A 25,018-nucleotide genomic window follows, 5' to 3' on the forward strand; every position below is an offset into this window, starting at 1 on the left:
GGGTTCAAGCCTTTGCGAAATGGGGCATCACCTGCTCGATAAAGCGGGTGAGAGAGGCCTTCTTGCGCGCAAAGCTCATGCCGCTGTCGATCCAGAGGCTGTATTGGTCATAGCCCAGCGCCTCATAGGCTTTCAGCCGGGCGACCACCTCTGCCGGCGTGCCGATGACCAGCGCGCGCGCGATGGCCTCCGGCGCATAGTGTGGCATGGCCGCCATTTCCTCGGGCGTCAGGCGTTCCAGCAAGCCCTGCGTCACCGGCTTCTTGTTCTGAAACCAGGCGCCGAAATAGCAATAGAAGCGGCTGAGTTCCTGCACACCCTGCGCGACATCAGCGGCATCCTCGCCCACATAGGTATGCTGCAGCAGAAGAATTTTCGGGCGTGGCCGCTCGGGGTGCTGCGCGCAGGCGGCGTCAAAACGCTGCATCAGGCTCGCCACCTCCTCATCGCCGCTGGCCAGCGGCGTCACCTGCACGTTCCAGCCATTGGCGACGGCAAAGACATGGGAATTGGGGTCGCGCGCCGCGACCCAGATCGGCGGGCCGCCCGGCTGTGGCGATTTCGGCACCGCCGTCGTCTTCGGAAAGGTCCAGTATTCGCCGCGATGCTCGTAATCGCCCGCAAAGAGTTTCTCCACCGCGGGGATTAGCTCGCGCATGCGCAAGCCTGCTTCCGCCGCCGTCAGCCCCGGCAGCAATCGTTCATATTCAAAACTATAGGCGCCGCGCGCGATGCCAAGATCAAGCCTGCCGCCGGTGATGAGATCGGTGAGCGCCGCTTCGCCCGCGAGTTTGATCGGGTGCCAGAAGGGCGCGATGATGGTGCCTGTGCCAAGGCGGATGGTCTTGGTCCGCGCCGCCAAGTAGGCGATCTGGATAAAGGGGTTCGGCGCGATGGTGAATTCCATGCCGTGATGTTCGCCGATCCAGGCGGTTTCCATGCCGCCGCGCTCAGCCAGCAGCACCAGCTCCTCCAATTCCTGCAGGAGTTCGCCATGGCCCTGCTCGTCTCCGAGCCGTTCCATATGGACGAAGAGCGAAAACTTCATCGGCAGTCCTCCGGCGTCAGACGAATCTCTGCGTCTGTTCGGCTTCGATCAGGAAATCGGCGAGCGCGGCATTGACCACGCCTGGCGCCGCAAGGCTCATCATATGCCGCTGATCGGGCAGGATCACGGCACGGCCCAGCGGGGCCTCTGCCGCCATCTGCCGGGACATGGCGGGGGCGGAATTCTCGTCTTCGGCGCCGGTCAGAAACAAGGCGGGCATTGCGAGCGTACCCAGCCGGCCCGCATGGGCGCGGTCCGCGCGGGCAAACAGATCGTAGGCGCGGGCATAGCCCACGGCATTGACTGCGCTGAGCGCCGAGCCGACCCAGGCCGCTGTTTCGAGCAGCGGCGCCGGCACCGGCTGGCCGAACCAGCGGTCGATGGCCGCCTGGCGCCAGGCCATATCGCCAGACCCTGCAGCGAGCAGGCCAGCGCGGCGGGCCACGGCCGCCGCCTGAGCCTCGCTCCGGCAATAGACCCCGTTCATGGGCACCAGGGCCGCAACGCGATCTGGATAGGTGAGGGCGAAGTCGAGCGCGATGAGCGCCCCCATGGAATGACCGACGAGACGGATGCGGCGCAAGCCGCGCGCGTCGAGAAGGTCGCGCAGCTGGCGGGAATAATCCCCGAGGGTCGGCTGTGCCGGGGGCAGCGCGCTGCTGCCATGGCCGAGCGTGTCATAGGCGAGCACGGTGTAGTGCTGCGCGAAGGCGGCGAGCTGCGGCGCCCAGAAACCGGCATGCATGCCCACACCATGGATGAAGACCAGCGGCGGGCCATCCCCCGCCTGCCAATAGCCTGTCTCCCCGGCGCGGCCGAGCTGAAACCCGTCAGGCATTCAGATCACCCAGTTCCGCGAGGTCCTGGTAGCGGTCGCCGATCCGGTGATGCGGGCGGCCACCGATCGAGGCGCCGAGCGCGACCAGGATCTCGTCCGGTGCCGGTGCGTCATCAATGCTGAACTGCACGGTGAGGTAGTGGGAGCGCTTGCCCTCGTCATGCTTATGCATCAGCGGGATCTGGATCGGAGCCCCCGGGCCGCCCCTGGTATTGGTAAAGGCGAGATAGGATTTGGCGCCGACGGCGCGGCGGTAATGATTGCCGAAACGGAGCGTGTGGATAAGGGCAGAGGCATGTTCCACCTCCCCGGCGCTGCCGACGACGGCGGATTTGCCGTAACCCTCCACCGCGTCGCCCGAGCCCGCGAGCCGGAGGATCTCGGCCGTCAGGATTGCGCCTAAGGGCGAGGCGATGGCGCGGATTTCGGGGCCAAGATCCTCAACAAAGCCGCGCCCGGCCCAAGGATTGGCGATGACAGCGGCAACGCCGAAGAGTCTAAAGGGAGTGGTTGCCGGCCTTTGGCCCTCGATCCGCACATCCTCGGAATAGGTGACGATCTTGCGCAGGGACAGCGGCATGAATATCTCTCGCTCTATCTTATGGTATACCATAAGATTCATGAGGCAGAACTGTAAAGTGCAATTTGGTTCCCGTGGCCATTTCGTGCCGAGGCATTCTTCCCATCCGCGATCTGCGATAGGCTCCCCTCATGTCTGATGAAATGTTGATCGATCGCTCAGCCAAGACCCTGCGCATGCTGACGCTCGAGAAAATGCGCGAGGCCATTCTGACGATGAAGTTTCGCCCCGGTGAGCGGCTGGTCGAGCGCACGCTGTGCGAACGCCTGGGTGTCAGCCGCAGCGTGGTGCGGGAAGTGCTGCGCCATCTCGAATCCGAAGGATTGGTTGAGACGATTGCCGGGCACGGGCCGGCGGTCGCGGCCCCTGAGCCCGCGAAGATCACGCAAATCTATGAACTGCGCTCGATTCTGGAAGCTTTGGCCGCGCGCCATTGCGCGGCCCGCGCCCTGCCCGCTGATATTGCCGGCCTGGGTGCCGCCCTGGACGGCGTTCGCGCCGGCTACGCGGCGGCCGATGCGGCGGCCGTGCTGAGCGCCACGACACTCTTTTATGAAACGATGTTCCGCGCCGCCGGCCGGGCGGTTGCTTGGGAATTGGTCGTCTCGCTCAATGGCCGGATCACGCATCTCCGCGCCTTCACCATTTCCACGCCGGGGCGGGCCGAGCACGGGGTGGCTGAGATGCAGGCAATCCTGGATGCAATCGTGGCAAAGGACCCGGATGTGGCGGAAGCAGCCTCCGCCCGGCATGTCCAGAACGCCCTGCAATTGGCACTGTCCGGCATCGGGAAACATCCGCCGGGCTGAGGGCGGATTGCTCTCCGATTGTGCAATGCACCAATTGATAGGCATCCGGCGGCGCCGGTCGTGGCATATCCGGTAAAATGTCCAAAAAAAGAGCGCGAGCGTTTGGTTTTTGCCTTTACACTCTCGGCGTCACACTCTTATGGTATACCATAAGATGTAACGAGGAAGCCGCGTCGTGATCTACGAGCTTCGCACCTACCGCCTCAAGACCGGAACGGTTCCCCATTATCTCAAGCTTGTCGAAGAGGAAGGGATCGCCATCCAGCGCTCCCATCTCGGCCATCTGGCCGGCTATTTCGCGACCGACATCGGACCGCTGAACGAAATCGTCCACATCTGGGCTTTCGACAGCCTGGCTGACAGGGAGCGCCGTCGTGCGGCCCTGCTGCTGGACCCGAACTGGCTCACTTTCCTTCCCAAAATCCAGGCTCTGATCGAGACGATGGAGACGAAGATCCTGCGCCCCGCAGCCTTCTCGCCGCGTGCGGACATCACGGCCCATCAGGAGATCTGAGATATGCGCCGTCGCTTGTCTTTGGGTTTGGCCTTGGCCGTGGGGGCGATAAGCCCGGCCTGCGCGCAGGGACCGATGGTCTTCACCAGCTGGGGCGGCACCACCCAGACCGCCCAGAAACAGGATTGGGCCACGCCTTTCTCACAGAAGACCGGCGTCACGGTCCTGCAGGATGGCCCGACCGATTACGGCAAGTTCAAAGCCATGGTCGAGAGCGGCAATGTCTCCTGGGATGTGGTCGATGTCGAATATGATTTCGCCATCCATGCCGCACAGGACGGGCTGCTGACGCCGCTGACGCTCTCGGCCGAGGAAAAGGCCAAGATCGACCCCCGTTTCCTGACGCCGGATTCCGTCGGCTCGTTCTACTATGCCTTCGTCGTCGGATATCAGAGACAGGCCTTCCACGGCAGCACGCCGCAAAGCATGGCCGATCTCTTCGACGTCGCCAAATTCCCCGGCAAACGTTGCTTCTACAAATGGTCTGCGCCCGGCGTGCTGGAAGCCGCCCTCCTTGCCGACGGCGTGGCGCCGGATAAGCTCTATCCGCTCGATATCGACCGTGCCTTCAAGAAGCTCGACAGCATCAAGAAGGACATCGTCTGGTGGGGCACAGGCGCACAGTCTCAGCAGCAGATCGCCTCCGGCCAATGTCCAATCGGTCTGGTCTGGAACGGCCGCATGCAGGCTCTGATCCAGTCAGGTGAAGCGGTCGGCATCGACTGGAACCAGAATCTGACCACCGGCGATATGCTGGTCATCCCCAAGGGCGCACCGCATGCGGCCGCTGCGCAAAGCTTCATCGCCTACGCCACCAGCGCCGGGCCGCAGGCAAAATTCGCCACCACCACCGGCTATGCACCGATCAATACCGGCTCATCCAAGTTGATCGCGCCTGCGGCGCTCGGCGCTTTGCCGGACGCCCATGCACAATCGCATATCGATCTGCAGATGGGCTATTGGGCCGTGCATCGTGATGAGATCGCCAATCGCTGGTATGCATGGCAGACCAAATGATCATCGCGGGGGCGGTGCAGGCCGCCCCCGCGCCATCCCAGCGGCCGCGGACCGGTCGCGGCTTAGCGCCCGCGCTGCCGGCCATCCTGTTCCTCGCTCTCTGCTTCGTGCTGCCGGTGCTGTCGCTGCTGTTGCGCTCGATCATGGAGCCCAAGCCCGGATTGCAGAATTATGCCGCGCTGATCGTCAGTGGCACCTATGCCAATGTTCTTGAGAACACATTCCTGATTGCCTTTCTGGTGACGGTGATCGCGACCGTCCTCGGCCTGCCGCTTGCCTGGTTCCTGGCGATCGCGCCACGGCGGCTGGGCCGGCTGGTTTTCGCCATCGTGCTACTCTCGATGTGGACCAATCTACTCGCCCGCACCTATGCCTGGATGGTGCTGCTGCAGGATAATGGACCCATCAACACGCTGCTGACCTGGCTGGGGCTCGTTCACAGCCCACTGCCCCTGTATGGCAGCATGGCCGGCGTCATCATCGGCATGGTCTATATCATGCTGCCCTTCATGGTGATTTCGCTGCGCGGCCCGATCGCGGCGCTGGACCCCGCTTTGTTCCAGGCAGCATCGCTCTGCGGCGCCTCACGCCTGCAGGCCTTCACGCGCGTCTTCCTGCCGCTGCTGCGGCCCGGGCTTGCCGCCGGTGCGCTCATCATCTTCGTTATGTCCCTCGGCTATTACATCACGCCCTCGCTGCTGGGTGGCGCCAGCGACATGATGCTCGCCGAACTGATTGCGCAGCTTGTCCAGACATTGCTCAACTGGGGCCTGGCCGGCGCTGCCTCCTTTCTGCTGCTGGCCATCACGCTGGCCCTCTATGCCCTGCAGATGCGCTTCATCGCGCCCAAGACCGTGAAGGAGGGCTGAGGCGGTGCTGCTGGATTTCGCTCAGCTCGGCCTATGGAAATGGGTACTGTCGGCCATCGTGGCGGCCGTCATGGTCTTTCTGCTCGGTCCCCTTGTCGTGCTGGTGCTGCTGTCCTTCGATTCCTCGCAATGGCTGCAATTCCCGCCGCCCGGCTGGACGCTGCAATGGTATGCCGAAGTCTTCGCCGATCCCGGCTGGCTCCTCTCGCTGTTGACGAGCCTCGAGATCGGCATCACCGTGACCATTCTCTCCGTCGTGTTAGGGCTGCTCTGCGGCTTTGCCCTGGTTCGCGGCCGCTTTCCAGGGCGCGGCCTGCTGCGCGGGTTTTTTCTGGCGCCGATGATCATGCCGTCGATCGTGCTTGGCATCGCGCTCTATGCGACCTTCCTAACGCTGCATCTGGCCGGAACCTTCCCCGGCTTCGTGCTCGCCCATCTCGTTTTGGCGCTGCCCTTTGCGGTCGTCGCCATTACCGGTGCGCTGGAGCAATGCGACGTCTCGCTTGAAAATGCCGCCATGCTCTGCGGTGCGGGCCTATGGGAAGCGCGTTTCCGCGTCGTGCTGCCGGCCATCCGCCACGGGATCTTTTCGGCCGCCATCTTCTCCTTCCTCACCTCCTGGGATGAGGTCGTGGTCGCTATCTTCATGGCGAGCCCGACACTGCAAACCCTGCCCGTACGGATGCTGGGCGAGGTGCGTCAGGATCTCTCGCCCGATATCGCCGTCGTCTCGACGCTGCTGGTGCTGGCGACGGCCATTCTCATTGGTATTCTCTCGGTCCTGCGGAAGGAGACGGCCCGATGAGGCAGTCCTATCTCGAACTGCGGAATGTCTGCAAAACCTTCGACGGCTATGTCGCCATCAACAATGTTTCCCTTACAATCGATAAGGGCGAATTCGTCACCTTCCTGGGGCCGTCGGGTTCGGGCAAAAGCACGACGCTCTATACCATTGCGGGATTCATCGCACCGTCCAGCGGCGATGTGCTGTTGAACGGCCGCTCCCTGATCGGTGTCGCGCCCAATCACCGTGATATCGGCATGGTGTTTCAGCGCTACACGCTTTTTCCGCATCTGACGGTCGCGGAGAATATCGCCTTTCCGCTGCGCGTCCGTCGCCGTCCGGCGGCTGAAATAGCGGCCCGCGTCGATGAGATGCTGGCTTTGGTTCATCTCACCCCGATGCGGGATCGCAAGCCGGCCCAGCTCTCAGGCGGCCAGCAGCAGCGCGTGGCGCTTGCCCGTGCGCTCGCCTATAATCCGCAGATCCTGCTGATGGATGAGCCGCTTTCCGCGCTCGACAAGAAGCTGCGCGAGGACATTCAGGGCGAGATCAAGCGCATTCACCTCGAAACCGGCGTCACCATCATCTATGTGACGCATGATCAGGAGGAGGCGCTGCGCCTGTCCGACCGGATCGTGCTCTTCAACCATGGCGGCGTTGAGCAGATCGGCACGGGCGCCGATCTCTATGATCGGCCGGTCAGCGCCTTTGCCGCTGGTTTCGTCGGCAATTCCAATCTCGTTGAAGTGTCAGGGGATATCGACGGGCTGCATTTTCCAGACGGAACGCGGTTGCCCAATCTCATGACGGCTGGGGCAGGGCAGGGACATGTGCTGCTGCGCCCGGAACAGCTGTACCTGGCAGAGCAGGGCATCGCGGCCGTCGTGCTCGATGCCGCCTATCTCGGCGATGTCACCGCCTATGCCGTGCGCACCAGCTGGGGTCAGGAACTGGCGCTACGCGTGCCGCGCAGCCGCGGCGCACTGCCCTTGCCGGGTGGCACGCCCGTGCATATCGGCTTCGAGCCCGGCAGCGCCTATCTCATCCCCTAGAGCAGATCCCGGTCAGAGGAAATCCTCTGACCGGTTAAGATGCTCGTAGAAACAATAAGAGTTTGGCCTAAGCGGCCCGGTTATGAACAGGTCGGGACGTTGCGTCCGACCCCAAACCAAACACTTAGGGCGAGGGTTGTGGAGCCGCTTGGCGCGGCGAAGGCCTCTTTGCCGCGCTGACGTCAGCCAGTTGGTGCAAACACAATCGTCAGACTTCGCACGCCCTGGGCGCCGCGGATCAGCACGCCTTCGATATCGGCAGTGGCGGATGGCCCCGTCATCAGCGAGACGTAGTTTGCTTGGCCAAAATCCGGCAGCAGATAGGCGTCGGCAATGCCGGGGATGATGGCGTCAGGGTCCAGCAGCACAATCAGATGCTGCGCCAGATAGGCGATGGTGTTCACACCTAGTTCGTGATTGCTCAGGAAAACCGACCCGGTTTCGGCCACGCCGAACCGCGCCCGCACGATGCCGACATCAACGTCTTCCAGGTCACGCGGACTGGTCACCGCATCGGTGCGGGGAAACTCCGTCACCTCGTCGGTCGAGGATCGGATCAGCCTTCCTTCGCCCAGGCGCGCCCGCAGGAAGGGACCAAGCTTCTCGCCCTCAGGCAGATGCACCCACTGCCCGCCCATGACCGCCAGGCTTTCCTGAAAAGCCGCCAGCAGATCGCCGTCCACACCGGGAAAGCGGGGCAGATCTGGCAGGGGAAACTCACCCTCCGGCCGGCGCCCGCGCAGCCGCGTCAGAATATCCGTGCGGCTGCTCATTTCGATGGCCTGTTGCGCGCGGCCCAGGACGCAAAACTTTCTGGCGGTGCTTCGGGCACTTCGCGGTCACGTCCCCAGGCATTGAGGCGGCTATACAGCAGGCGGCGCGGCAGGTGGCGCACGGCCATGCGCGCCGCCGCTGTCGCCAGCCGATAGAGGCGCGGCGAGGCGAGCACGAAACCCGCGAGACGCAGAGAGACGGTCTTGTTCTTCGGCAGCAATCCACGCTCGGCAATCAGCCGGCGCCATTTATAGAGCTGGTCGTGAATATTGATCTTGACCGGACAAACATTAGTGCAGCTACCGTTCAGCGTGGAGGCGAAGGGCAGGGTGGCATAACGCACCGGATCGTAGGACGGGTTGATGATGGCGCCAATCGGCCCGGAATAGACGGCGCCGTAGCTCAAGCCGCCCGACCGGCGATAGACCGGACAGGTATTCATGCAAGCACCACAGCGGATGCATTTGAGGGAAGGCCAGAAATCCTCTTCGCCGAGACGCTCGGAGCGGCCGTTGTCGACCAACACGATATGCATCTCTGCGCCCGCCCGCGGACCCCGGAAATGCGAGGTATATTGCGTGATGGGAGAGCCGAGCGCGCTGCGTGACAGCAGGCGTACAAAGACGCCCAAATCCGCCTGGCGCGGAATGAGCTTCTCGATCCCCGCGGAAACGATATGAACCTTGGGCAGATTGGCCGAAAGATCGGCATTGCCTTCATTCGTGCAGACAACCACGGCGCCGGTTTCCGCGACCAGAAAATTGGCGCCCGTCATGCCGATATCGGCATCCAGCATCAGCGGCCGCGTCGTGACGCGCGCATGTTCTGCCAAGGCATGGGGGTCGGCATTATTGGGGTCGCCGCCAATGGTGCGGGCAAAGACGCGCGCCACATCCTCGCGCAGCTTATGCACCGAAGGGACCACGATATGGCTGGGCGGCTCGTCATCCAGCTGCTGGATGCGCTCACCCAGATCGGTTTCGGTAATCACCATGCCGTGGCGCGCCAGATAGGGCACCATCTCGCATTCTTCCGTCAGCATCGACTTTGACTTGGCAAGCGTCTTCGCCTGATGCGCGCGCATGATCCGCAGCACAATGGCATTATGCTCCGCCGCATCTCGCGCCCAATGCACCTGCACGCCGCGCGACACCGCCTGGGCCTCGAACTGCTCCAGATAGTCCGCGAGCCGACTGAGCGTATGCTCCTTGATGGCGGAGGCGAGATTGCGCAGCGCCTGCCATTCGGGAATGGTCTGCATCTGCCCGTCACGCTTCTGGCGCAGCTCCCATAACCGCCGGTCATGAAACGCCAGATGCGGTGCGTCGGCCACGAAGGCTGCGGCCGCGCCGGCATGGTCGACTGGCTTGCTCATGCCCGTGCGCCGTTCAGAATTTGCGCAATATGAATGAAGCGGATCGGCACGCCGGCGCGTTTGGCGCAGCCTTGCTGATGCATCAGACAGGACGTGTCGGCAGACACGATATACTCCGCCCCCGCCTGGGCGTGGTCGCGCACCTTATCCAGACCCATGCGGCCTGAGACCGCATCTTCGGCGACCGAGAAGGTGCCGCCGAAGCCGCAGCATTCATCCGGCCGCGCCGGCATCACGAGTTCGATGCCGCGCACGCCGGCCAGCAGATCGAGCGGCTTGGAGAAGGGCGTCTCACCCAGCTCCGACATGCTGGCAGTACGTAAACTGCGCAGCGTGCCGCAACTATTGTGCAGCCCGACCTTGTGCGGGAATTCCGCCCAGGGAAAGTCTGCAACCTTCAGCACGTCGTGCAGGTATTCGACCAATTCATAGGTGTGGGCGCGCAGATGGCGCACACGATCGGTCTGCGGCACCGCGTCCAGATGCTCCCGCAAGTGATGCACGCAGCTGCCCGAGGGCATCACCACCGCGTCAAAATCGCCGAACAGATCGACGAAATGCGCTTCCGCACCGTGTGCGGCGCCCTGGCAACCATTATTCGCCATGGGCTGCCCGCAACAGGTCTGTCCTTGCGGATAGACGACATCGACGCCCAGCCGTTCCAGCAGCTCCAGAGACGCGATGCCGACTTCGGGGAAGAAGGCGTCGATGAAGCAAGGAATGGCAAGGGCGACGGTCATCGGCTCAGATCACTTGCCCGGCCAGGCAATCACGTCCTGGCGCTGCTCGCCAAGCTTCTCAATGCCAAGTGTCATGACATCACCAGGCTTGAGGAAGACGGGGGCGGGCTTCAGCCCCATGCCCACACCGGGCGGCGTGCCGGTGGTGATGATGTCGCCGGGCAGCAGCGTCATGAACTGGCTGACATAACTTACCAGGGTTGCGGCGCCGAAGATCATCGTCTTGGTCGTGCCGGTCTGGCGGCGCTCGCCGTTCACGTCCAGCCACATCGAGAGATCCTGCACATCGCCGACCTCGTCCTTCGTCACCAGCCAGGGGCCGGTGGGGCCGAACGTATCGCAGCCCTTGCCCTTGTCCCAGGACCCGCCCCGCTCGATCTGCCATTCGCGCTCGGAGACGTCATTGACGACGCAATATCCTGCTACATAGTCGAGAGCGGTAATCTCATCGACATACTGCGCCTTGGTGCCGATGATGATGCCGAGTTCGACCTCCCAATCGGATTTCTTGGAATCCTTGGGGATCACGACCGTGTCATTGGGGCCGCAGAGAGACGTGATCGCTTTGGTGAAGACGATCGGCTCCTTCGGGATCGGCATGCCGGATTCGGCGGCGTGGTCGGCATAATTCAGCCCGATGGCGATGAATTTGCCGGGGTTCTTCACGGGCACGCCATGGCGCGGGTTGCCCTCGACCAGCGGCAGGCTGGTGGGATCAAGCGCTGCCAGGGTGGCGAGGGAGGCCGGGGACAGCGCATCCGGGGTAATATCGGCCAGCACGCCGGACAGGTCACGAATATGGCCGTCAGCATCCAGCAGGCCAGGCTTTTCCGCGCCCAAAGGGCCAAAACGCAGTAATTTCATGGACTTCCGTCTCCCGCTTGCTGGGCCTATGCCCGTTCCGCGTTATTTTGGACCCATGAAGGCCGGCAGACAACCCGCGGCCGTCCATGCCGGGTCTCAGACGATGCCGCCCGACCCGCCGGACTTCGGCGGCCGGATGCGCGTCACCGCCGCGCGATAGCCGCTGGCGCGATAGGCGGCAACCGGGTCGATCGCCGCATCCTTGCGCAGCCGCGCCATCGCCAGGATCGGCTGCACATCGGTGGTGAAGGCGCGCTTCAGCGTCTGGCTCGCCATCAGCGGGTCATTGGCCTGCTGAAAACCCTCCAGCGCCGCGCGGTCCACCAGCAGGGCCTGGGCATAGGCGCGCTGCACCTCCACTGCACTCGTCATCAGGCTCTCGATCGGATCGGTGACATTGTGGGACTGGTCCAGCATGTAGGACGGGGCGAAGCCCGGCGCACGCCGATAGGCCGCATCCACCAGCTCGTTGAAGACCAGGAACAGGCGATAGGGCTCGATCGCGCCGGCATCCAGATCGTCATCGCCATATTTCGAATCGTTGAAGTGGAAGCCGGCAAGCTTTCCGGCATGCACTAGGCGGGAGACGATCATCTCGATATTCACGTTCGGCGCATGATGCCCAAGATCGACCAGGCACAGGCAGCGCTCACCCACTTCCTGGGCGGCGAGGAGCGAGGAGCCCCAGTCCTGAATAACGGTCGAGTAGAAGGCGGGCTCGTACATCTTATGTTCAAGGAACAGTTTGAAGTCGCCCGGCACCGCGGCATAGACTGCTTTCACGCTCTCGATATAGCGCTCGAAGGCGCGGGTGAAATTCTGCTGGCCCGGAAAGTTTGATCCGTCACCCAGCCAGATGGTCAGCGCCGGCGCACCGATCTTGGCGGCAAGGTCCGCGCAATGAATGTTGTGCGCAATGGCCTGGGCGCGGACGGCGGCATCCGTATGGGTCAGGCTGCCATATTTATAGGACAGCGGATGCAGCGCATTGCCCGGATGGTCCTGGAAGGTATTGGAATTGACGGCGTCGAAGCCCAGGCCGAGGGCGCCGGCAAATTCCGTCAGCGCCGCATAGTCCTCGACCTCGTCCCAGGGAAAATGGAGCGAGACGGTGGGCGTTGCACCGGCCAGCTGATTGACGACCGCGCAATCCTCCAGCTTGTCGAAGATATGGCGCGGCTCACCACCCATGGGGAAGCGGGCGAAGCGCGTGCCGCCTGATCCCACCGCCCAGCTCGGTGATGCGACGGCGAAGGCCGCGACCGCGCGGGTGACGACTTCGATATCGATGCCGCGCCTATCCAGCGTGCGCCCCAGCGCATCGAATTCCTCCCGCAGGGTGGCCGTTAGCGGCGCGTTTTGGGACGCGATGAAATCCTGGTCCAGGGCGGGCTGCGTGATCTGATCCATGATGCTCACCGCGTAAAGGCGTTGGCGTTGCCGGCATCGATATTGATGATATTGCCGGTCGATTTGGATGAGATGTCAGAGGCGAAGAAGGCAATGCCCTCCGCGATATCCTCAGGATAGACGCTGCGCTTGAGCAAAGACCGCTGGCGGTAGACCTCGTCCAGCTCTTCCAGCGAGGATTTCTGGTAGGAGGCCGCGCGCTGGTCACCCCATTCGCCCTTCCAGATACGGCTGCCGCGCAGCACGGCATCAGGGTTGACGACATTGGAACGGATGCCAAGCGGCGCCCCTTCCAAAGCCACACAGCGCGACAAATGCAGCTCGGATGCCTTCGCCGTGCAATAGGCCGAGGCGCCCGGCGAGGCGACAAGCGCATTCTTGCTCGCGACCATGATGATGGAGCCGCCGATCGCCTGATCCTTCATGAGACGAAAAGCTTCGCGCGAGGTCAGAAAATAGCCGGTCGACAGAATATCGATATTCTTCTGCCACAGTGCAAGCGAGGTATCCTCCAGCGGCGCGGCGGAGGCGATGCCGGCATTGCAGACGCAAACGTCCAGGCCGCCGAAAGTCGCCGCCGTCTCGCGGAAGGCGGTGGTGATGGCGTCCTCCTTGGTGACATCGGCCCAGACGGTGCCGACATTATCCCCGCCATAGGTCTTGGCGAGTTCCTGACGGGAGGTTTCCAGCACATCCCGATCGATATCGCATAGCATGACGCAGGCGCCGTCCTGCATCAGCCGCCGGGCGCTGGCCATGCCAATGCCGCCGGCGCCGCCCGTGATAAAGGCGATCTTGCCGGCGAGCGCGCGGGGCTTCGGCATGCGCTGCAACTTCGCCTCTTCCAGCAGCCAGTATTCGATATCGAAGGCTTCCTGCTCGGGCAGCCCGCGATAGGTGGAAACGGTGGAGGCACCCCGCATGACGTTGATCGCATTGCGGTAGAATTCGCCGGCGATGCGGGCGGTCGCCTTGTCAGCGGCAAAGGTCAGCATGCCGATGCCGGGAATGAGATAGACCACCGCATTGGGGTCGCGCAGCTTGGGGCTGTTCGGGCGGCGGCAGCGCTCATAATAGGCCGCGTAGCCGGCTCGATAGGCTTCCAGTGCTGCCGGCAGGCCGGGCAGCAGATCGGCGACCGTCTGCGTCGCCGGGTTAAAATCCAGAACCAGCGGTGCGATCTTGGTGCGCAGGAAATGATCCGGGCAGGAGGTGCCGAGCGGTGCCAGCTCTGCCAGCGCGTGGGAGCCGACGAATTCCAGCACTTCGGGGCTGTCGTCGAAATGACCGAGTTTGAGCGGTCCGTCCTTGCTGATCAGCCCGCGGATCACCGGCATCAGGCTGGCGGCTGTCGCTCGCCGCGTCTCAGGTGCTGCCGGGCCGATGCGCTGGCCGCCGAAAATGACCTTCCCGCGGTTGCGCTCGGCGAGGAAGGAAATAGCTTTGTTGATGGTGCCGACGGTCGTCTCGTAACAGTCTTTCTGGGTCTCTCCCCAGGTGAACAGACCATGCGCTTCCAGGATCAGGCCCTTGGCCTTGGGGTTCTCATCGGCGAATTGTTTCAGCCACAGGCCGAGTTCAAAGCCTGGACGGCGCCACGGCACCCAGCCGATCTCGTCACCGAAAATCTCCTGCGTCAGCGCGCGGCTATCGGCCGAAGCGGCAATCGCGATGATCGCATCCGGGTGGACGTGATCGACATGGGGATGGTTGATGAAACCATGCAGCGCGGTATCGATGCTGGTGGCGCGGGGGTTCAGGTTGAAGGTGCAATGATTATAGAGCCCGACCATCTCATCTTCCTGGTCGGTGCTTTTGTATATGCTGCGCAGCGAATGGAGCTTGTCCATATACAGCGTGGCAAAACCGTCCAGCTTGATGCTGCCGATATCGCCACCTGATCCCTTGACCCACAGAACCGTGACGGTCTCACCGGTCAGCGGATCGCGCGTGGCGATCTTGGAGGAGGTATTGCCGCCACCGTAATTGGTGATGCGCTTGTCGGAGCCGAGCAGGTTGGAGCGATAGACCAGCAAGGCTTCAGGGCTCAGCCCCGCTGCTGCTGCATCATCCCACCGATCCTCAAGCAAAGATACATGGTCGAGCGCGTCCATTCGATCCTCCCGCTGGCCCGCTTTTCACCGGTAGATGCGGCCGGTTTCCGCTTAACCTTCCCGCTGTCCTAATCCGAACTTCGATCATGATCAACCATCTTCGATAAAAAACGATCATTATGTGCAAGAAGATGCTTGACGGCTGCGCGTTTCTGACGCTTCCTGCGATCAAACACGAGGAAACCGCCGTCCGTGCTTGAGCGCGAGCGCCATCGAATCATCCTGAACCTGGTCGAGGACCGCTCCGTGGTCTCGGTGACGGAGCTTGTCGAGCTGCTGGTGGCCTCCGAAGCCACCATCCGCCGCGACATCGCCGCCATGGCTGACCGGGGGGAGCTGCGCCGGGTGCGCGGCGGGGCGGAGGCTTTGCGGCCGCGTCACCAGACCCATCTCGGGGCGGTGCATTTCGCAACCGAAGAACGTGTCTGCTTCGCGGAAAAGCGCGCCATCGCGCGCGCCGCGGCGGCCATGCTGGAAGACGGCGACAGCGTCGTCATCAATGGTGGCACCACAACCTATCGCCTGATCGAATTCCTGGGCGATGTGAAGCTGGATATTCTGACGAATTCCTTTTCGCTGGCCGCGGACCTGATGCAGGACAATCGCCACCGCATCACGATTCCCGGTGGCACCATCTATCCGCAGCAGAATATCGTGCTCAGCCCCTTCGACCATGACACGACGAAGCATTTCTGGGGCCGGCTGCTGCTCACGGGCTGCTACGGCCTTAACAGCTTCGGCATGATGGAAACCGATCCGCTCATCGTGCAGGCGCAGATCAAGCTGCTGGAGCGCGCCGAGAAGGTGGTTATTCTGGCCGACAGCCGCAAGCTGCGCCAGCGCTCCTCCATGGTTGTGGCACCCCTGTCGCGGATCACCACCGTGATCACCGATAGCGGCGCGTCCGCGGAGGATTTGGAGGTTCTACGTGCGGCCGGGATCGAAACGGTCGTCGTGGAAGCGGACGACGCGGGCGCCGAGCCCGGCGGAAAAGGATTGTTGCACGTCGCATAACTATCGCAGCAAGATGATCGCCTAAACGACGGCAAAACGTCGGAACAACAAAGGGAGGAATGATCATGGACCGTAGAGTATTCATCAAGACGGCAGCCGCCGCGCTGGGTGCGGCGGCCGTGCCGGTAGGGCTGGCAGGCAAGGCGCGCGCCGCCGGCGAAATTCGCGTCGGCCTCGTTGCCAAGTCGCTCGGCAACGGCTTCTTTGTCGCCGTAGATAAAGGTGCGGAAGAAGCCGCGAAGCAGATCGGCAATGTGAAGATCATTTTCACCGGTCCAACCTCCACCACCGCCGAAGGCCAGATCGAGGTCATCCAGTCGCTGATCGACCAGCATGTCGATGCCATCGCCATTTCCGCGAATGACCCGGATGCGCTGGTGCCCATCTGCAAGCGCGCGCTGGCCCGCGGCATCAAGGTCATCTCCTATGATTCCGCCGTAGGCCAGGATGGGCGCCTCGTCCATGTCGCACCCTCGTCGGATGAGCTGATCGGCGAGGCGCTGGATAAGCTGACCGCCGCGGCCGCGCCGGACGGCAAGGGCAAGTTCGCGATCGTCTCCGCCACCCCGACATCGACCAACCAGAACGCCTGGATCGCGGTGATGAAGAAGTATCTGCCGCAATATCCTGGGCTGGATCTGGTCTCCACCGTCTACGGCAATGACCTCGCCGATGACAGCTATCGTGAGGCGACGGCGCTCCTGCAGAAATACCCCGATCTCAAGGTCATCGTCTCTCCCAGCTCGGTCGGTATCGTCGCCAGCGCCAAGGCCGTGGAGGACGCGAAGAAGGTCGGACAGGTCTTTGTCACCGGCCTTGGTCTGCCGTCAGAATGCGCGGGCCATGTTGAAGCCGGCTCCATCAAGAGCTTCGCCATCTGGAACCCGATCGACCTCGGCTATGCCACGACCTATGTCGCGGTCGATCTGGTCAATGGCGCGAAGGGGCCTGGCAACAGCCTGCCCGACGGCCGTATGGGCAAAATCAGCTTCGATGCCAGCGGCGTTGGCGCCATGGCTGTGCCCTTCACCTATGACAAGTCGAACGTCGAACAATTCGCGAAGATCTTCTGATTTTCTTTCCGAGAATAGGCGGTGCCGGCTCTGTCCGGCGCCGCCTGCAAAGATAGGCTGGCGCTCATGAGCGAACCGATACTCAGCCTCGCGGGTGTCACAAAATCCTTCGCCGGCGTCAGAGCTTTGGTGAAGGGTGAGCTAGACCTCTATTCCGGCGAAGTCACTGCCCTCATCGGCGAGAATGGCGCCGGCAAGTCAACGCTCGTGAAGATTCTCACCGGTGTGCATCATGCCGATGGCGGTGAAATCCGCTTCAATGGCGAACCCGTCCATATCGGCTCGGCCGATAATGCCGGCCGGCTCGGCATCAGTGCCATTCATCAGGAAGCGGTCGTTTTCGACGATCTCTCGGTCGCCGAAAATATCTTTGTGACTGACAGGCCGCGCAAGCGCGGCATGGTGGATTGGGCGACCATGCGCGAACGCGCGCGCATCATCCTGGCCGAGCTTGACCCGCGCATCGATCCACGGATGCCCATGCGGCAATTGAGCGTGGCACAGAAGCATCTCGTGCAGATCGCTCGCGCGCTGTCCAATGAAGCCCGCATCGTCATCATGGATGAGCCGACGGCCGCTCTTTCGCATCGCGAGGTCGAGGAGCTTTTCGCCATCGTCCGCCGCCTGAAGGCGGAAGGCCGCGCCATTCTCTTCATCAGCCACAAATTCGAGGAAATCTTCGACGTCGCCGATCGCTACGCGGTGTTCCGCGACGGCGCGGCCGTGGGGCACGGCCTCATCTCCGCGGTCTCCCGCGACCAGCTCATCGCACTCATGGTCGGCCGCTCGGTCGACCAGGTCTTTCCCAAAATCACCGTGCCGATCGGCGAGGAATTGTTTCGCGTGGACAGCCTGTCGCGCGGCGAAGAATTCGCCGATGTCAGCTTCGGTCTTAGGCGCGGCGAAATCCTCGGCGTCTATGGCCTGGTTGGGGCCGGCCGCTCGGAAGTGATGCAGGCGATTTTTGGCCTCACGCGCGCGGATCATGGCGCAATCAACCTGGAAGGCCAGCGTCTTACGATCAAGACGCCGGAAGATGCCATCGGCGCAGGCATTGCCTATGTGCCGGAAGACCGCCAGATTCAGGGCGGCATTCTGCGGTTTCCCATTTCCAGCAATATCGCGCTGCCGTCGCTCTCCCATCTCTCGCATCGTGGCTTCATGCGCCGGTCGGATGAGCGGGCGCTGGCGGAAGACTATGTGACGCAGCTGCAGATCAAGACGTCTGGCGTCGGCCAGCGGCTGGAGGAACTCTCCGGCGGCAACCAGCAGAAGGTCGTCATCGCGAAATGGCTCGCGACCAATCCGCGCGTGCTGATCATGGATGAGCCGACCAAGGGCATTGATGTCGGCGCCAAGACCGCGGTCTATCGCCTCATGGGTGAAATCGTCGCCCGCGGCCTCGGCATCATCATGGTCTCTTCCGAACTGCCCGAGGTCATGGGCCTTGCAGACCGTATCCTTGTCATGCGGCGTGGCCGTCTGCGCGCGACCTTCACGCGCGCTGATGCGACGCCTGAAAGCATTGTGAAGGCAGCAACCGATGCTTAAGATGTTTGGCGCCCGTCGTGGCCTACCGCATGAAGTGGGGCTCGGCCTGCTGACCCTGCTGCTTCTGGCTCTTGTCACCATCGCCTTTCCGCGTTTTTTGGTCATCGACAATCTCAAGTCGCTGGTCGATGACACGGCGCTGTTGATCATGCTGGCGGTGGGCGAGATGTTCGTGCTGCTCACCCGTGGGGTTGATCTGTCGGTTGCCGCCAATGCGGCGCTGACGGGCATGGTGGTGGCACTGTTCAACGCCCACTATCCGGGCGCAGGCATTCTACCGGTGCTGGTCATCGCCGTGGCTATGGGCGCGGCGCTGGGTCTGTTCAATGGCCTGCTGGTATGGCGGGTGGGCATTCCATCCATTGTCGTCACCCTCGGCACGCTGTCGGTCTATCGCGGCTGCGTCTATCTCGTCTCCGGCGGCGCCTGGGTGAATAGCGGCCAGATGTCGCCTTTCTTCCTCAGTTTCGTGCGCTTTCCCATCCTGGGCATATCCGTCCTCAGCTGGATCGGCCTTCTTGTCGCGGTCCTTGCCTTTATGTTCCTGCGCTATACGGTTGCGGGCCGTAACCTCTATGCCGCCGGCAACAATCCGAATGCGGCGGGCTATGCCGGCATCGATGTCGGGCGCATGCAGTGCCTCGCCTTCGTGCTGTCGGGCGCCATTGCCGGTCTCGCGGGCTATCTCTGGGTGGCGCGCTTCGCGGTCGCCTATACCGATGTCGCCTCAGGTTTCGAGCTGCAGGTCATTGCGGCCTGCGTCATCGGCGGCGTCTCCATCACGGGCGGCGTCGGTGGTGTCGTCGGCGTCGTCATCGGCGGCCTGTTCCTCGGCATCATCAAGAACGCACTCCCCGTCGTCGGCATCTCTCCGTTCTTTCAGATGGCGGTGAGCGGCTTCGTCATCACCGTCGCCGTCATTCTCAACGCTGGAACCTACCGCAAGAACCACGGCCGCAAGATACTTGAGCGTGCGGAGGCATCCTCATGAGCACGCTCTCTTCTTCCGTGCAGACGCGCGCGACGCCAGCCAAGTCCTTCACATGGCGCCGCCTGCTGCGCTGGGAAACGCTTCTCGGCCTCGTCGTCATTGCCGACTTTCTGCTCAATACCCGGCTCTCACCCTATTTCCTGAGCCCCTGGACGCTGTCAGACGCCAGCTTCAATTTTACCGAGCGCGCCATCATGGCGCTGCCCATGGCACTGCTCATCATCGCGGGTGAGATCGATATTTCCGTGGGCTCCATCATGGCCATGGCCTCGGTCATGATGGGTCTTGTCGCGCAAGCCGGTTTCGGCACCCCCCTGGTCTGCCTCACGGGCCTCGTCGTCGGGCTGATCGCGGGCGCCATCAACGGCGTGCTGGTCACGGTCTTTCGTGTGCCCTCCATCGTCGCCACCATCGGCACGCTCAGCTTGTTCCGTGGCGTGGCCTACGCGGTCATCGGAGACGGCGTGCTCAAATCCTATCACCCGGATTTCGCCTATTTCGGCCAGGGCTATGTCTGGGGGCCGGTCTCATTTGAACTCGTCCTTTTCGCGGTCCTCGCCGTCATCTTTGCGATCGTCCTGCATACGACCGTCATCGGCCGGCGCATCTTTGCCATCGGCGCCAATCCCATCGCCGCGCGCCTGTCGGGCATTCGCGTCGACAGCTACAAATTCTGGATTTTCGTGCTCCTTGGCCTGGTCTCGGGCTTGGCCTCAGTTCTGCTCACCTCGCGCCTGGGTTCCACGCGTCCGTCCATCGCGACGGGGTGGGAGCTGGAGGTGATCACCATGGTCATTCTGGGCGGCATTTCCATCGATGGTGGCCAGGGCTCCATTCTCGGCGTCGTGCTCTCGGCCCTGCTGATCGGCCTCGTCACCTTCGGCCTCTCACTGCTCAACGTGCCGGGCATCGTGCTCGCCATCGTCACCGGCGGCCTGCTCATCGCCGTCGTCTCGCTCTCCTCCGTAGTCGGCTATTCCGGCCGACGCCGGCGGCATTGAGGCGGACGGCCATGGAACAGATCGCCTTCCGCATGCAGCTCAACCCCGGCCAGGCCGCCGACTACACCCGCCGCCATGACGAGATCTGGCCGGAACTGGTGGCCCTGCTGCATGAAGCAGGCATCAGCGACTATTCGATCTTTCTGGACCCCGAGACGCATGCGCTCTTCGCGGTGCTCCGCCGTACTGTCGATCACCGCATGGCGGAACTTCCCGCCCATGCCGTCATGCAGCGCTGGTGGAAGCATATGGGCGATATCATGGCGACGAATGCGGATTCGTCGCCTGTGGTCGTGCCACTGACCCCCGTCTTCCATCTGGATTGAGCCACCATGTCTGGCCTCGTCGCCGTCATCGATATCGGCAAGACCAATGCCAAGCTGCTGCTGGTGGAGGAGAGCGGGCGCACCGTCTGGTCGGTGGAGCGGCCGTCACCTGCCATCCTCAGCCCCGAGACTGCGCCGCTCACGAAGCAGCTTGATGTTCACGGCATTGAAGCCTGGCTGATCGCGCAACTCACGCAGGCACCCGAGAAGCATCGTATCCGCGCCATCGTGCCCGTGGCCCATGGTGCCGCCATGGTTCTGGTCGGGCGGGAAGGGGAGGTGCTGCTCGCGCCCGATTACGAAGACGGCTGCTATGACGCCGTCCTGGCGGACTACCGCGCGGTCCGGCCGCCCTTCGCGGAAACGCTGTCGCCGGCTTTGCCCGCGGGGCTCAATCTCGGCACGCAGATTTTCTTCGTTCAGAGCGCGCTGCCGGACGTCTTTCTGCGCACGCAATCCATTCTGCCCTATCCCCAATATTGGTCCTGGCGCCTGTCCGGCGTGGCGGCGTCGGAAGTCACCTCGCTCGGCTGCCATACCGATCTCTGGAATCCCGCCGCTGAAGGCTTTTCAACGCTGGTAACGGCACAAGGCTGGGGCGCTGTGATGCCGCCGTTGCGGCCGGCGCGTGCCGTGCTTGGCCCGCTCTTGCCGAGCCTCGCGCAGGCGACCGGCCTGCCCGGCGATTGCGCCGTCATCTGCGGCATTCACGATTCCAACGCGTCCTATCTCTCCCATCGCGTGGCACGGCCGGAGCAGGAGAATTTCTCCGTCGTCTCCAGCGGCACCTGGTGCATCATCCTCGCCAAAGGGGCTGATCTCACCCGCCTGCATGAGGCGGAGGATATGCTCGCCAATGTCGATGCGCTGGGCATCGCCACCCCCACAGCCCGCTTCATGGGCGGCCGTGAATATGCGGCGATCGCGGGGGAAGCGGGACGGGGCATCCCGCCCGATGCCGCCGGACTGGCCTCGGTCCTCCAGGCTGATGCCATGGCGCTGCCCAGCTTCGCGCTCGCGGGTCCCTTCCAGGGTCATGACGGGCGACTGATTGCGGATGAGGGGCTGCCGCCCTCCGGCCGTGCGGCGCTCGCCACCCTTTATTGCGCGCTGATGGCCGATTTCATCCTCGATCATTTGGGCACCGCAGGTGCCATTCTGGTTGACGGGCCACTCGCGGCCAATCCGCTCTTCCCCGACCTGCTCGCCAGCCTGCGCCCGAATGACCATGTGCTGCCCAGTGGCACGCGCGGCGGCATCGCGGCGGCGGTGCTGTGGCTCGCCGGTTTCACCCCGCCGATGGAGCATGAAGGTGCGGGGTCCGACCCCTGGCCGGAGGCTTCCGCCTTACGTGCCTATCGTGATCGCTGGCGGGGCATGCTAACGGCCTGACCCATGGCCTCTCTTCCGTCCTGGCATCCTGAAAGCCTTGCCGCCCGGCAGCCCTTCCTGCGCCGCCGTGGCCTGCTGCTCGCCGCCACCCGCGCCTTCTTCACCGCGCGCGGCTATACTGAGGTCGAGACGCCCTACGCGGTCACAGCGCCGGGGGAGGAGGTGCATCTCTCGGCCTTCCGCACGGAACGCATCGGGGTCGATGGCAGAAGCACACCGCTGTTTCTCCATACCAGCCCCGAATTCGCCATGAAGCGCCTGCTGGTAGCGGGTGCCGGTCCCATCTTCCAGCTCGCCCGCGTCTGGCGAAACGGGGAGGGCAGCCGCCGCCACGCAGCCGAGTTCACCATGCTGGAATGGTATAATCCCGGCGCGTCCATGGAGGATCTGATCGCCGAGACCAGCGCTTTCCTCCGCGCCGTGCTGCCCCCGGTGGTGACCGCGCAGGGCGTCACCACAAGCCTGGGGCAAATGGAACACTTGACGGTGGCAGCCGCCTTCCAGCGCTATTGCGGGGCCGATCTGCTCGGCACGGCAGGTGATGCCGCGGCCCTCGCCGCCTCCGCCGGGGAACGGCTGCGGGATGGTGAGGAGTGGGAGGATCTGTTCTTCCGCCTTCTGCTGGCAAAGGTGGAACCTGCCATCGGCCAGGCACACCCCACCTTCCTCACCCATTGGCCGGCGGCCCAGGCCGCGCTAGCGCGCCGAGACCCCGCCGATCCGCGCGTGGCCGAGCGGTTTGAGCTTTTCGTCTGCGGCATGGAACTCGCCAATGCCTTCGTAGAGCTTACGGATGCGGCGGAACAGCGGGCGCGCTTCCTGGAAGACCGCGCCCGCCGCCGCGCGATCTATGGGGAGGAAGGCTGGCCGCTGGATGAGGATTTCCTGGCCGCCCTCGCACACGGCATGCCGCCTGCCGCCGGCATCGCACTCGGCTTCGACCGGCTCGCCATGATCGCATCAGGCGCTGACCGCATCGATCAGGTGCAATGGCTGCCGGAGCCGCTCCCTTAAGCGGCCTCGGTCTCGCCTTCAGGCGGGGTGCTGAGTCGATATCGGCATAGAATTCCAGGAGGGGAATCTCGACGCCGATCTCCGGCAGCCGCAGCACGTCGCGCTCGGCCAGAATCTCCGACAGCCAGTTATCGCCCTGGCGGGCAAAGACGATGGCAGCAGCTTGGGTCGGTTCCAGAACCACGTAACGCTGAACGCTGGGCGTGGCCCGATATTCGGCATTCTTGGCGAAAAGATCGGTCTCCGCCGTGCTGGGGCTCAGGACCTCGAAGACAATGACAGGGTCGCTCACGACGCGGGCACTGTTTGCCACCGGCGTGCAGGTCACGAAAGCGTCGGGGTAGCGGATGCGCCCAGCGACCGCGATCTTGAGGTCGCTACCGAAAGGCTGGCAGGGCTTTCCGCGCAAACGGCCAGTCAGGGCGAACAGGATATTGCGCTGAATGGCGGAATGCGCCGCCGGTCATGGCAATCGGCTGGAAACCGTCGAATTCGTAGCGCAGCTCCTGCCGGTCCTCCCAGGCCAGGAACTGCTGCAGCGTCATCGGCTTGCGCAGGGCGATGTTCATGGCGGCATTCTAGCAGGCGGTCTTTCCCAAGGGGTAGGATATTCGCGGCGCGCGAGGGGTTAAGGCCTGTCGCTGAAAGCCAGTTTCAGGCCGAAACCCAGGAAAACCAGGCCGGTCAGCCGGTCCATAGCCGTCACCACGCGGGGGCTTTGCAGCAGCGGCAGCAGAGACCGGGCGGCCGCAATCAGTAATCCGAACCAGGCCACGCCTAGGGTCACATGAATGCAGGCCAGAAGGATGACCATCACCGGCACATCTGTCTGGGCCGGGATGAATTGCGGCAGGAAGGATACGTAAAAAATCCCGACTTTCGGGTTCAGGATATTGGTGAGGAAACCGCGGGCCCAGGCGCGCGTCCCGGAAGGCACCCTTTCTCCCTGTATCGCCATGCCCTGGCGCCGGGGGGAAAGGATTAGCCTGCCGCCGAGATAGAACAGATAGAAGGCGCCCACCCAGCGCAGCGCCTCATAGGCGAGATGCGAGGTCGCCAGCAGCGCGCCAAGACCCGCGGCGACGATGATACCCCAGCCGAGGCAGCCGCAGGCAACGCCACACGCAGCCTTGAAGGCCTGGGCTGGTCCGTGGGCTGCCAGGGTGCGCAGCACCAGCGCCGTATCCAGCCCGGGCGTGATCGTGAGCAGCGAGGCCGCCAGCGTGAAGGCGATAAGGGCGGCGCCGAGGCTCAGGACACAGTCCTCGCGTCAGCGGGTCGTGGCCGTCGCGACGCCTGCTGCGATGAGCACGCCACCGCTGGCGCGCTGAGACCAGACGGCCGTCCGGGGGCGCCGCAAGAGATGGGCCGCCTTGGAGGCGGCGAGTGCATAACTCGCATCGGTGAGGCCCACAACAAGACAAAAGGTCACGCCAAATAGCACCGCCTGCGCGGCGTAGTTCGCATCCTTGTTGATGAATTGAGGCACAAAGGAGATAAAGAAAACGATCGTCTTGGGATGAAACATACCCAGGGCCACATTGCTGAAAAAGGCAGCGCGTGGCTTGATCGGTCGCCTGTTGATGCTGAGATCGGTGGGCCGCGTACTCCGAATCAGCGTGAGCATGCCCAGAATGATCAGATACAGCGCGCCGGCCCATTTCAGGATCGAGAAGGCCAGGGCGGACGCGGCGAGAATAGCGCCAACGCCGCCGAGCGACAGGGTGATGGCAACAGCATTGCCGATTGCCATTCCGGCAACCGAAGACAAAGCAGTCTTGCGACCAGACCCCAGCGCATATCCGATGATGCTGGTCACGCCTGGTCCCGGCACAACTCCGATCATCGCGGAGACGATCACGAATTCC

Annotated in this window: 26 protein-coding genes and 1 pseudogene; 14 read left to right on the forward strand and 13 right to left on the reverse strand. The window is 63.3% G+C overall.

What is annotated here, in order from left to right:
• Positions 1–4: 4 nt before the first annotated feature.
• Genes AC3G7M_RS08890 through AC3G7M_RS08900 form a run of 3 tightly spaced genes read right to left on the reverse strand, consistent with a single transcriptional unit; the run spans position 5 to position 2,466 of the window.
• Entirely contained in the window at positions 5–1,048 is a 1,044-nt protein-coding gene (locus AC3G7M_RS08890; RefSeq protein WP_489215748.1) for an LLM class flavin-dependent oxidoreductase, read from the reverse strand.
• A gap of 16 nt (positions 1,049–1,064) precedes the next feature.
• Positions 1,065–1,886 carry an alpha/beta fold hydrolase gene (locus AC3G7M_RS08895; RefSeq protein ID WP_489215750.1) on the reverse strand — a complete coding sequence of 274 codons (822 nt, stop codon included), beginning with the start codon at positions 1,884–1,886 and terminating at the stop codon, positions 1,065–1,067.
• The gene (locus AC3G7M_RS08900; RefSeq protein ID WP_489215752.1) at positions 1,879–2,466 is read right to left on the reverse strand and encodes an amino acid synthesis family protein; all 588 of its coding nucleotides are present in this window, start codon (positions 2,464–2,466) and stop codon (positions 1,879–1,881) included. Before AC3G7M_RS08900 ends, AC3G7M_RS08895 begins: the two co-directional genes overlap by 8 nt.
• Before the next feature lie 131 nt (positions 2,467–2,597).
• On the opposite strand from AC3G7M_RS08900, the gene AC3G7M_RS08905 reads away from it, so the two are divergent.
• The 6 genes from AC3G7M_RS08905 to AC3G7M_RS08930 all read left to right on the forward strand — a co-directional run bounded on the left by AC3G7M_RS08905 (position 2,598) and on the right by AC3G7M_RS08930 (position 7,511).
• On the forward strand, positions 2,598–3,275 hold the full coding sequence (locus tag AC3G7M_RS08905) for a GntR family transcriptional regulator (protein ID WP_489215754.1): 678 nt from the start codon (positions 2,598–2,600) through the stop codon (positions 3,273–3,275).
• Between the two features lie 175 nt (positions 3,276–3,450).
• Positions 3,451–3,789 carry an NIPSNAP family protein gene (locus tag AC3G7M_RS08910; RefSeq protein ID WP_489215756.1) on the forward strand — a complete coding sequence of 113 codons (339 nt, stop codon included), beginning with the start codon at positions 3,451–3,453 and terminating at the stop codon, positions 3,787–3,789.
• Between the two features lie 3 nt (positions 3,790–3,792).
• Positions 3,793–4,806 carry an ABC transporter substrate-binding protein gene (locus AC3G7M_RS08915; protein WP_489215758.1) on the forward strand — a complete coding sequence of 338 codons (1,014 nt, stop codon included), beginning with the start codon at positions 3,793–3,795 and terminating at the stop codon, positions 4,804–4,806.
• Positions 4,791–5,675 carry an ABC transporter permease gene (locus tag AC3G7M_RS08920; RefSeq protein ID WP_489215759.1) on the forward strand — a complete coding sequence of 295 codons (885 nt, stop codon included), beginning with the start codon at positions 4,791–4,793 and terminating at the stop codon, positions 5,673–5,675. The genes AC3G7M_RS08915 and AC3G7M_RS08920 overlap by 16 nt, the downstream gene beginning before the upstream one ends.
• A gap of 4 nt (positions 5,676–5,679) precedes the next feature.
• Complete coding sequence (locus AC3G7M_RS08925) at positions 5,680–6,480, forward strand: ABC transporter permease (RefSeq protein WP_489215760.1); 801 nt, start codon at positions 5,680–5,682, stop codon at positions 6,478–6,480.
• Entirely contained in the window at positions 6,477–7,511 is a 1,035-nt protein-coding gene (locus AC3G7M_RS08930) for an ABC transporter ATP-binding protein (RefSeq protein ID WP_489215762.1), read from the forward strand. The genes AC3G7M_RS08925 and AC3G7M_RS08930 overlap by 4 nt, the downstream gene beginning before the upstream one ends.
• A 182-nt stretch (positions 7,512–7,693) precedes the next feature.
• Here the strand turns inward: AC3G7M_RS08930 and AC3G7M_RS08935 are convergent, their stop codons facing one another.
• The 6 genes from AC3G7M_RS08935 to AC3G7M_RS08960 all read right to left on the reverse strand — a co-directional run bounded on the left by AC3G7M_RS08935 (position 7,694) and on the right by AC3G7M_RS08960 (position 14,788).
• A complete protein-coding gene (locus tag AC3G7M_RS08935) occupies positions 7,694–8,284 on the reverse strand; it encodes a LutC/YkgG family protein (RefSeq protein WP_489215764.1) in 591 nt (196 codons plus the stop codon).
• The gene (locus tag AC3G7M_RS08940) at positions 8,281–9,660 is read right to left on the reverse strand and encodes a lactate utilization protein B (RefSeq protein ID WP_489215766.1); all 1,380 of its coding nucleotides are present in this window, start codon (positions 9,658–9,660) and stop codon (positions 8,281–8,283) included. Before AC3G7M_RS08940 ends, AC3G7M_RS08935 begins: the two co-directional genes overlap by 4 nt.
• Complete coding sequence (locus AC3G7M_RS08945) at positions 9,657–10,400, reverse strand: (Fe-S)-binding protein (protein WP_489215768.1); 744 nt, start codon at positions 10,398–10,400, stop codon at positions 9,657–9,659. The genes AC3G7M_RS08940 and AC3G7M_RS08945 overlap by 4 nt, the downstream gene beginning before the upstream one ends.
• A gap of 9 nt (positions 10,401–10,409) precedes the next feature.
• On the reverse strand, positions 10,410–11,264 hold the full coding sequence (locus tag AC3G7M_RS08950) for a fumarylacetoacetate hydrolase family protein (protein WP_489215770.1): 855 nt from the start codon (positions 11,262–11,264) through the stop codon (positions 10,410–10,412).
• A 96-nt stretch (positions 11,265–11,360) separates the two neighbouring features.
• Positions 11,361–12,674: an L-rhamnose catabolism isomerase gene (gene rhaI / locus AC3G7M_RS08955; protein WP_489215772.1), complete on the reverse strand. Its 1,314-nt coding sequence runs from the start codon at positions 12,672–12,674 to the stop codon at positions 11,361–11,363.
• A 5-nt stretch (positions 12,675–12,679) separates the two neighbouring features.
• Positions 12,680–14,788 (reverse strand): bifunctional rhamnulose-1-phosphate aldolase/short-chain dehydrogenase, encoded by a 2,109-nt coding sequence (locus AC3G7M_RS08960; RefSeq protein WP_489215774.1) that lies wholly within the window; start codon positions 14,786–14,788, stop codon positions 12,680–12,682.
• 192 nt (positions 14,789–14,980) lie between these two features.
• Between AC3G7M_RS08960 and AC3G7M_RS08965 the strand changes: the two genes are divergently transcribed.
• The 8 genes from AC3G7M_RS08965 (at position 14,981) to epmA (ending at position 23,150) form a co-directional block, all read left to right on the forward strand.
• Entirely contained in the window at positions 14,981–15,802 is an 822-nt protein-coding gene (locus tag AC3G7M_RS08965; RefSeq protein WP_489215776.1) for a DeoR/GlpR family DNA-binding transcription regulator, read from the forward strand.
• A gap of 65 nt (positions 15,803–15,867) precedes the next feature.
• Positions 15,868–16,875 carry a rhamnose ABC transporter substrate-binding protein gene (gene rhaS, locus AC3G7M_RS08970; protein WP_489215778.1) on the forward strand — a complete coding sequence of 336 codons (1,008 nt, stop codon included), beginning with the start codon at positions 15,868–15,870 and terminating at the stop codon, positions 16,873–16,875.
• Between the two features lie 66 nt (positions 16,876–16,941).
• Entirely contained in the window at positions 16,942–18,426 is a 1,485-nt protein-coding gene (locus tag AC3G7M_RS08975; RefSeq protein ID WP_489215780.1) for a sugar ABC transporter ATP-binding protein, read from the forward strand.
• Positions 18,419–19,417, forward strand: coding sequence for an ABC transporter permease (locus AC3G7M_RS08980; protein ID WP_489215782.1), 999 nt, complete (start codon positions 18,419–18,421; stop codon positions 19,415–19,417). Before AC3G7M_RS08975 ends, AC3G7M_RS08980 begins: the two co-directional genes overlap by 8 nt.
• Positions 19,414–20,418 (forward strand): ABC transporter permease, encoded by a 1,005-nt coding sequence (locus AC3G7M_RS08985; protein WP_489215784.1) that lies wholly within the window; start codon positions 19,414–19,416, stop codon positions 20,416–20,418. The genes AC3G7M_RS08980 and AC3G7M_RS08985 overlap by 4 nt, the downstream gene beginning before the upstream one ends.
• A gap of 11 nt (positions 20,419–20,429) precedes the next feature.
• The gene (gene rhaM, locus AC3G7M_RS08990) at positions 20,430–20,744 is read left to right on the forward strand and encodes an L-rhamnose mutarotase (protein ID WP_489215786.1); all 315 of its coding nucleotides are present in this window, start codon (positions 20,430–20,432) and stop codon (positions 20,742–20,744) included.
• 6 nt (positions 20,745–20,750) lie between these two features.
• Positions 20,751–22,136, forward strand: a complete 1,386-nt coding sequence (locus AC3G7M_RS08995; protein WP_489215788.1) for an FGGY-family carbohydrate kinase — start codon at positions 20,751–20,753, stop codon at positions 22,134–22,136.
• A gap of 3 nt (positions 22,137–22,139) precedes the next feature.
• Positions 22,140–23,150 (forward strand): EF-P lysine aminoacylase EpmA, encoded by a 1,011-nt coding sequence (gene epmA / locus AC3G7M_RS09000; RefSeq protein WP_489215790.1) that lies wholly within the window; start codon positions 22,140–22,142, stop codon positions 23,148–23,150.
• A 139-nt stretch (positions 23,151–23,289) separates the two neighbouring features.
• Here the strand turns inward: epmA and AC3G7M_RS09005 are convergent.
• From AC3G7M_RS09005 to AC3G7M_RS09020, 4 genes and pseudogenes are all read right to left on the reverse strand, one after another.
• Positions 23,290–23,559: pseudogene (locus tag AC3G7M_RS09005) on the reverse strand (Uma2 family endonuclease); the annotation flags it as partial.
• Positions 23,528–23,719: a hypothetical protein gene (locus AC3G7M_RS09010; protein ID WP_489215792.1), complete on the reverse strand. Its 192-nt coding sequence runs from the start codon at positions 23,717–23,719 to the stop codon at positions 23,528–23,530. The gene AC3G7M_RS09010 and the pseudogene AC3G7M_RS09005, both read right to left, overlap by 32 nt.
• A 59-nt stretch (positions 23,720–23,778) precedes the next feature.
• A complete protein-coding gene (locus AC3G7M_RS09015) occupies positions 23,779–24,324 on the reverse strand; it encodes a LysE family translocator (RefSeq protein ID WP_489215793.1) in 546 nt (181 codons plus the stop codon).
• Between the two features lie 96 nt (positions 24,325–24,420).
• Positions 24,421–24,969, reverse strand: coding sequence for a LysE family translocator (locus AC3G7M_RS09020; RefSeq protein WP_489215795.1), 549 nt, complete (start codon positions 24,967–24,969; stop codon positions 24,421–24,423).
• Positions 24,970–25,018 lie beyond the last annotated feature (49 nt).

This window comes from Acidisoma sibiricum, assembly GCF_057837225.1.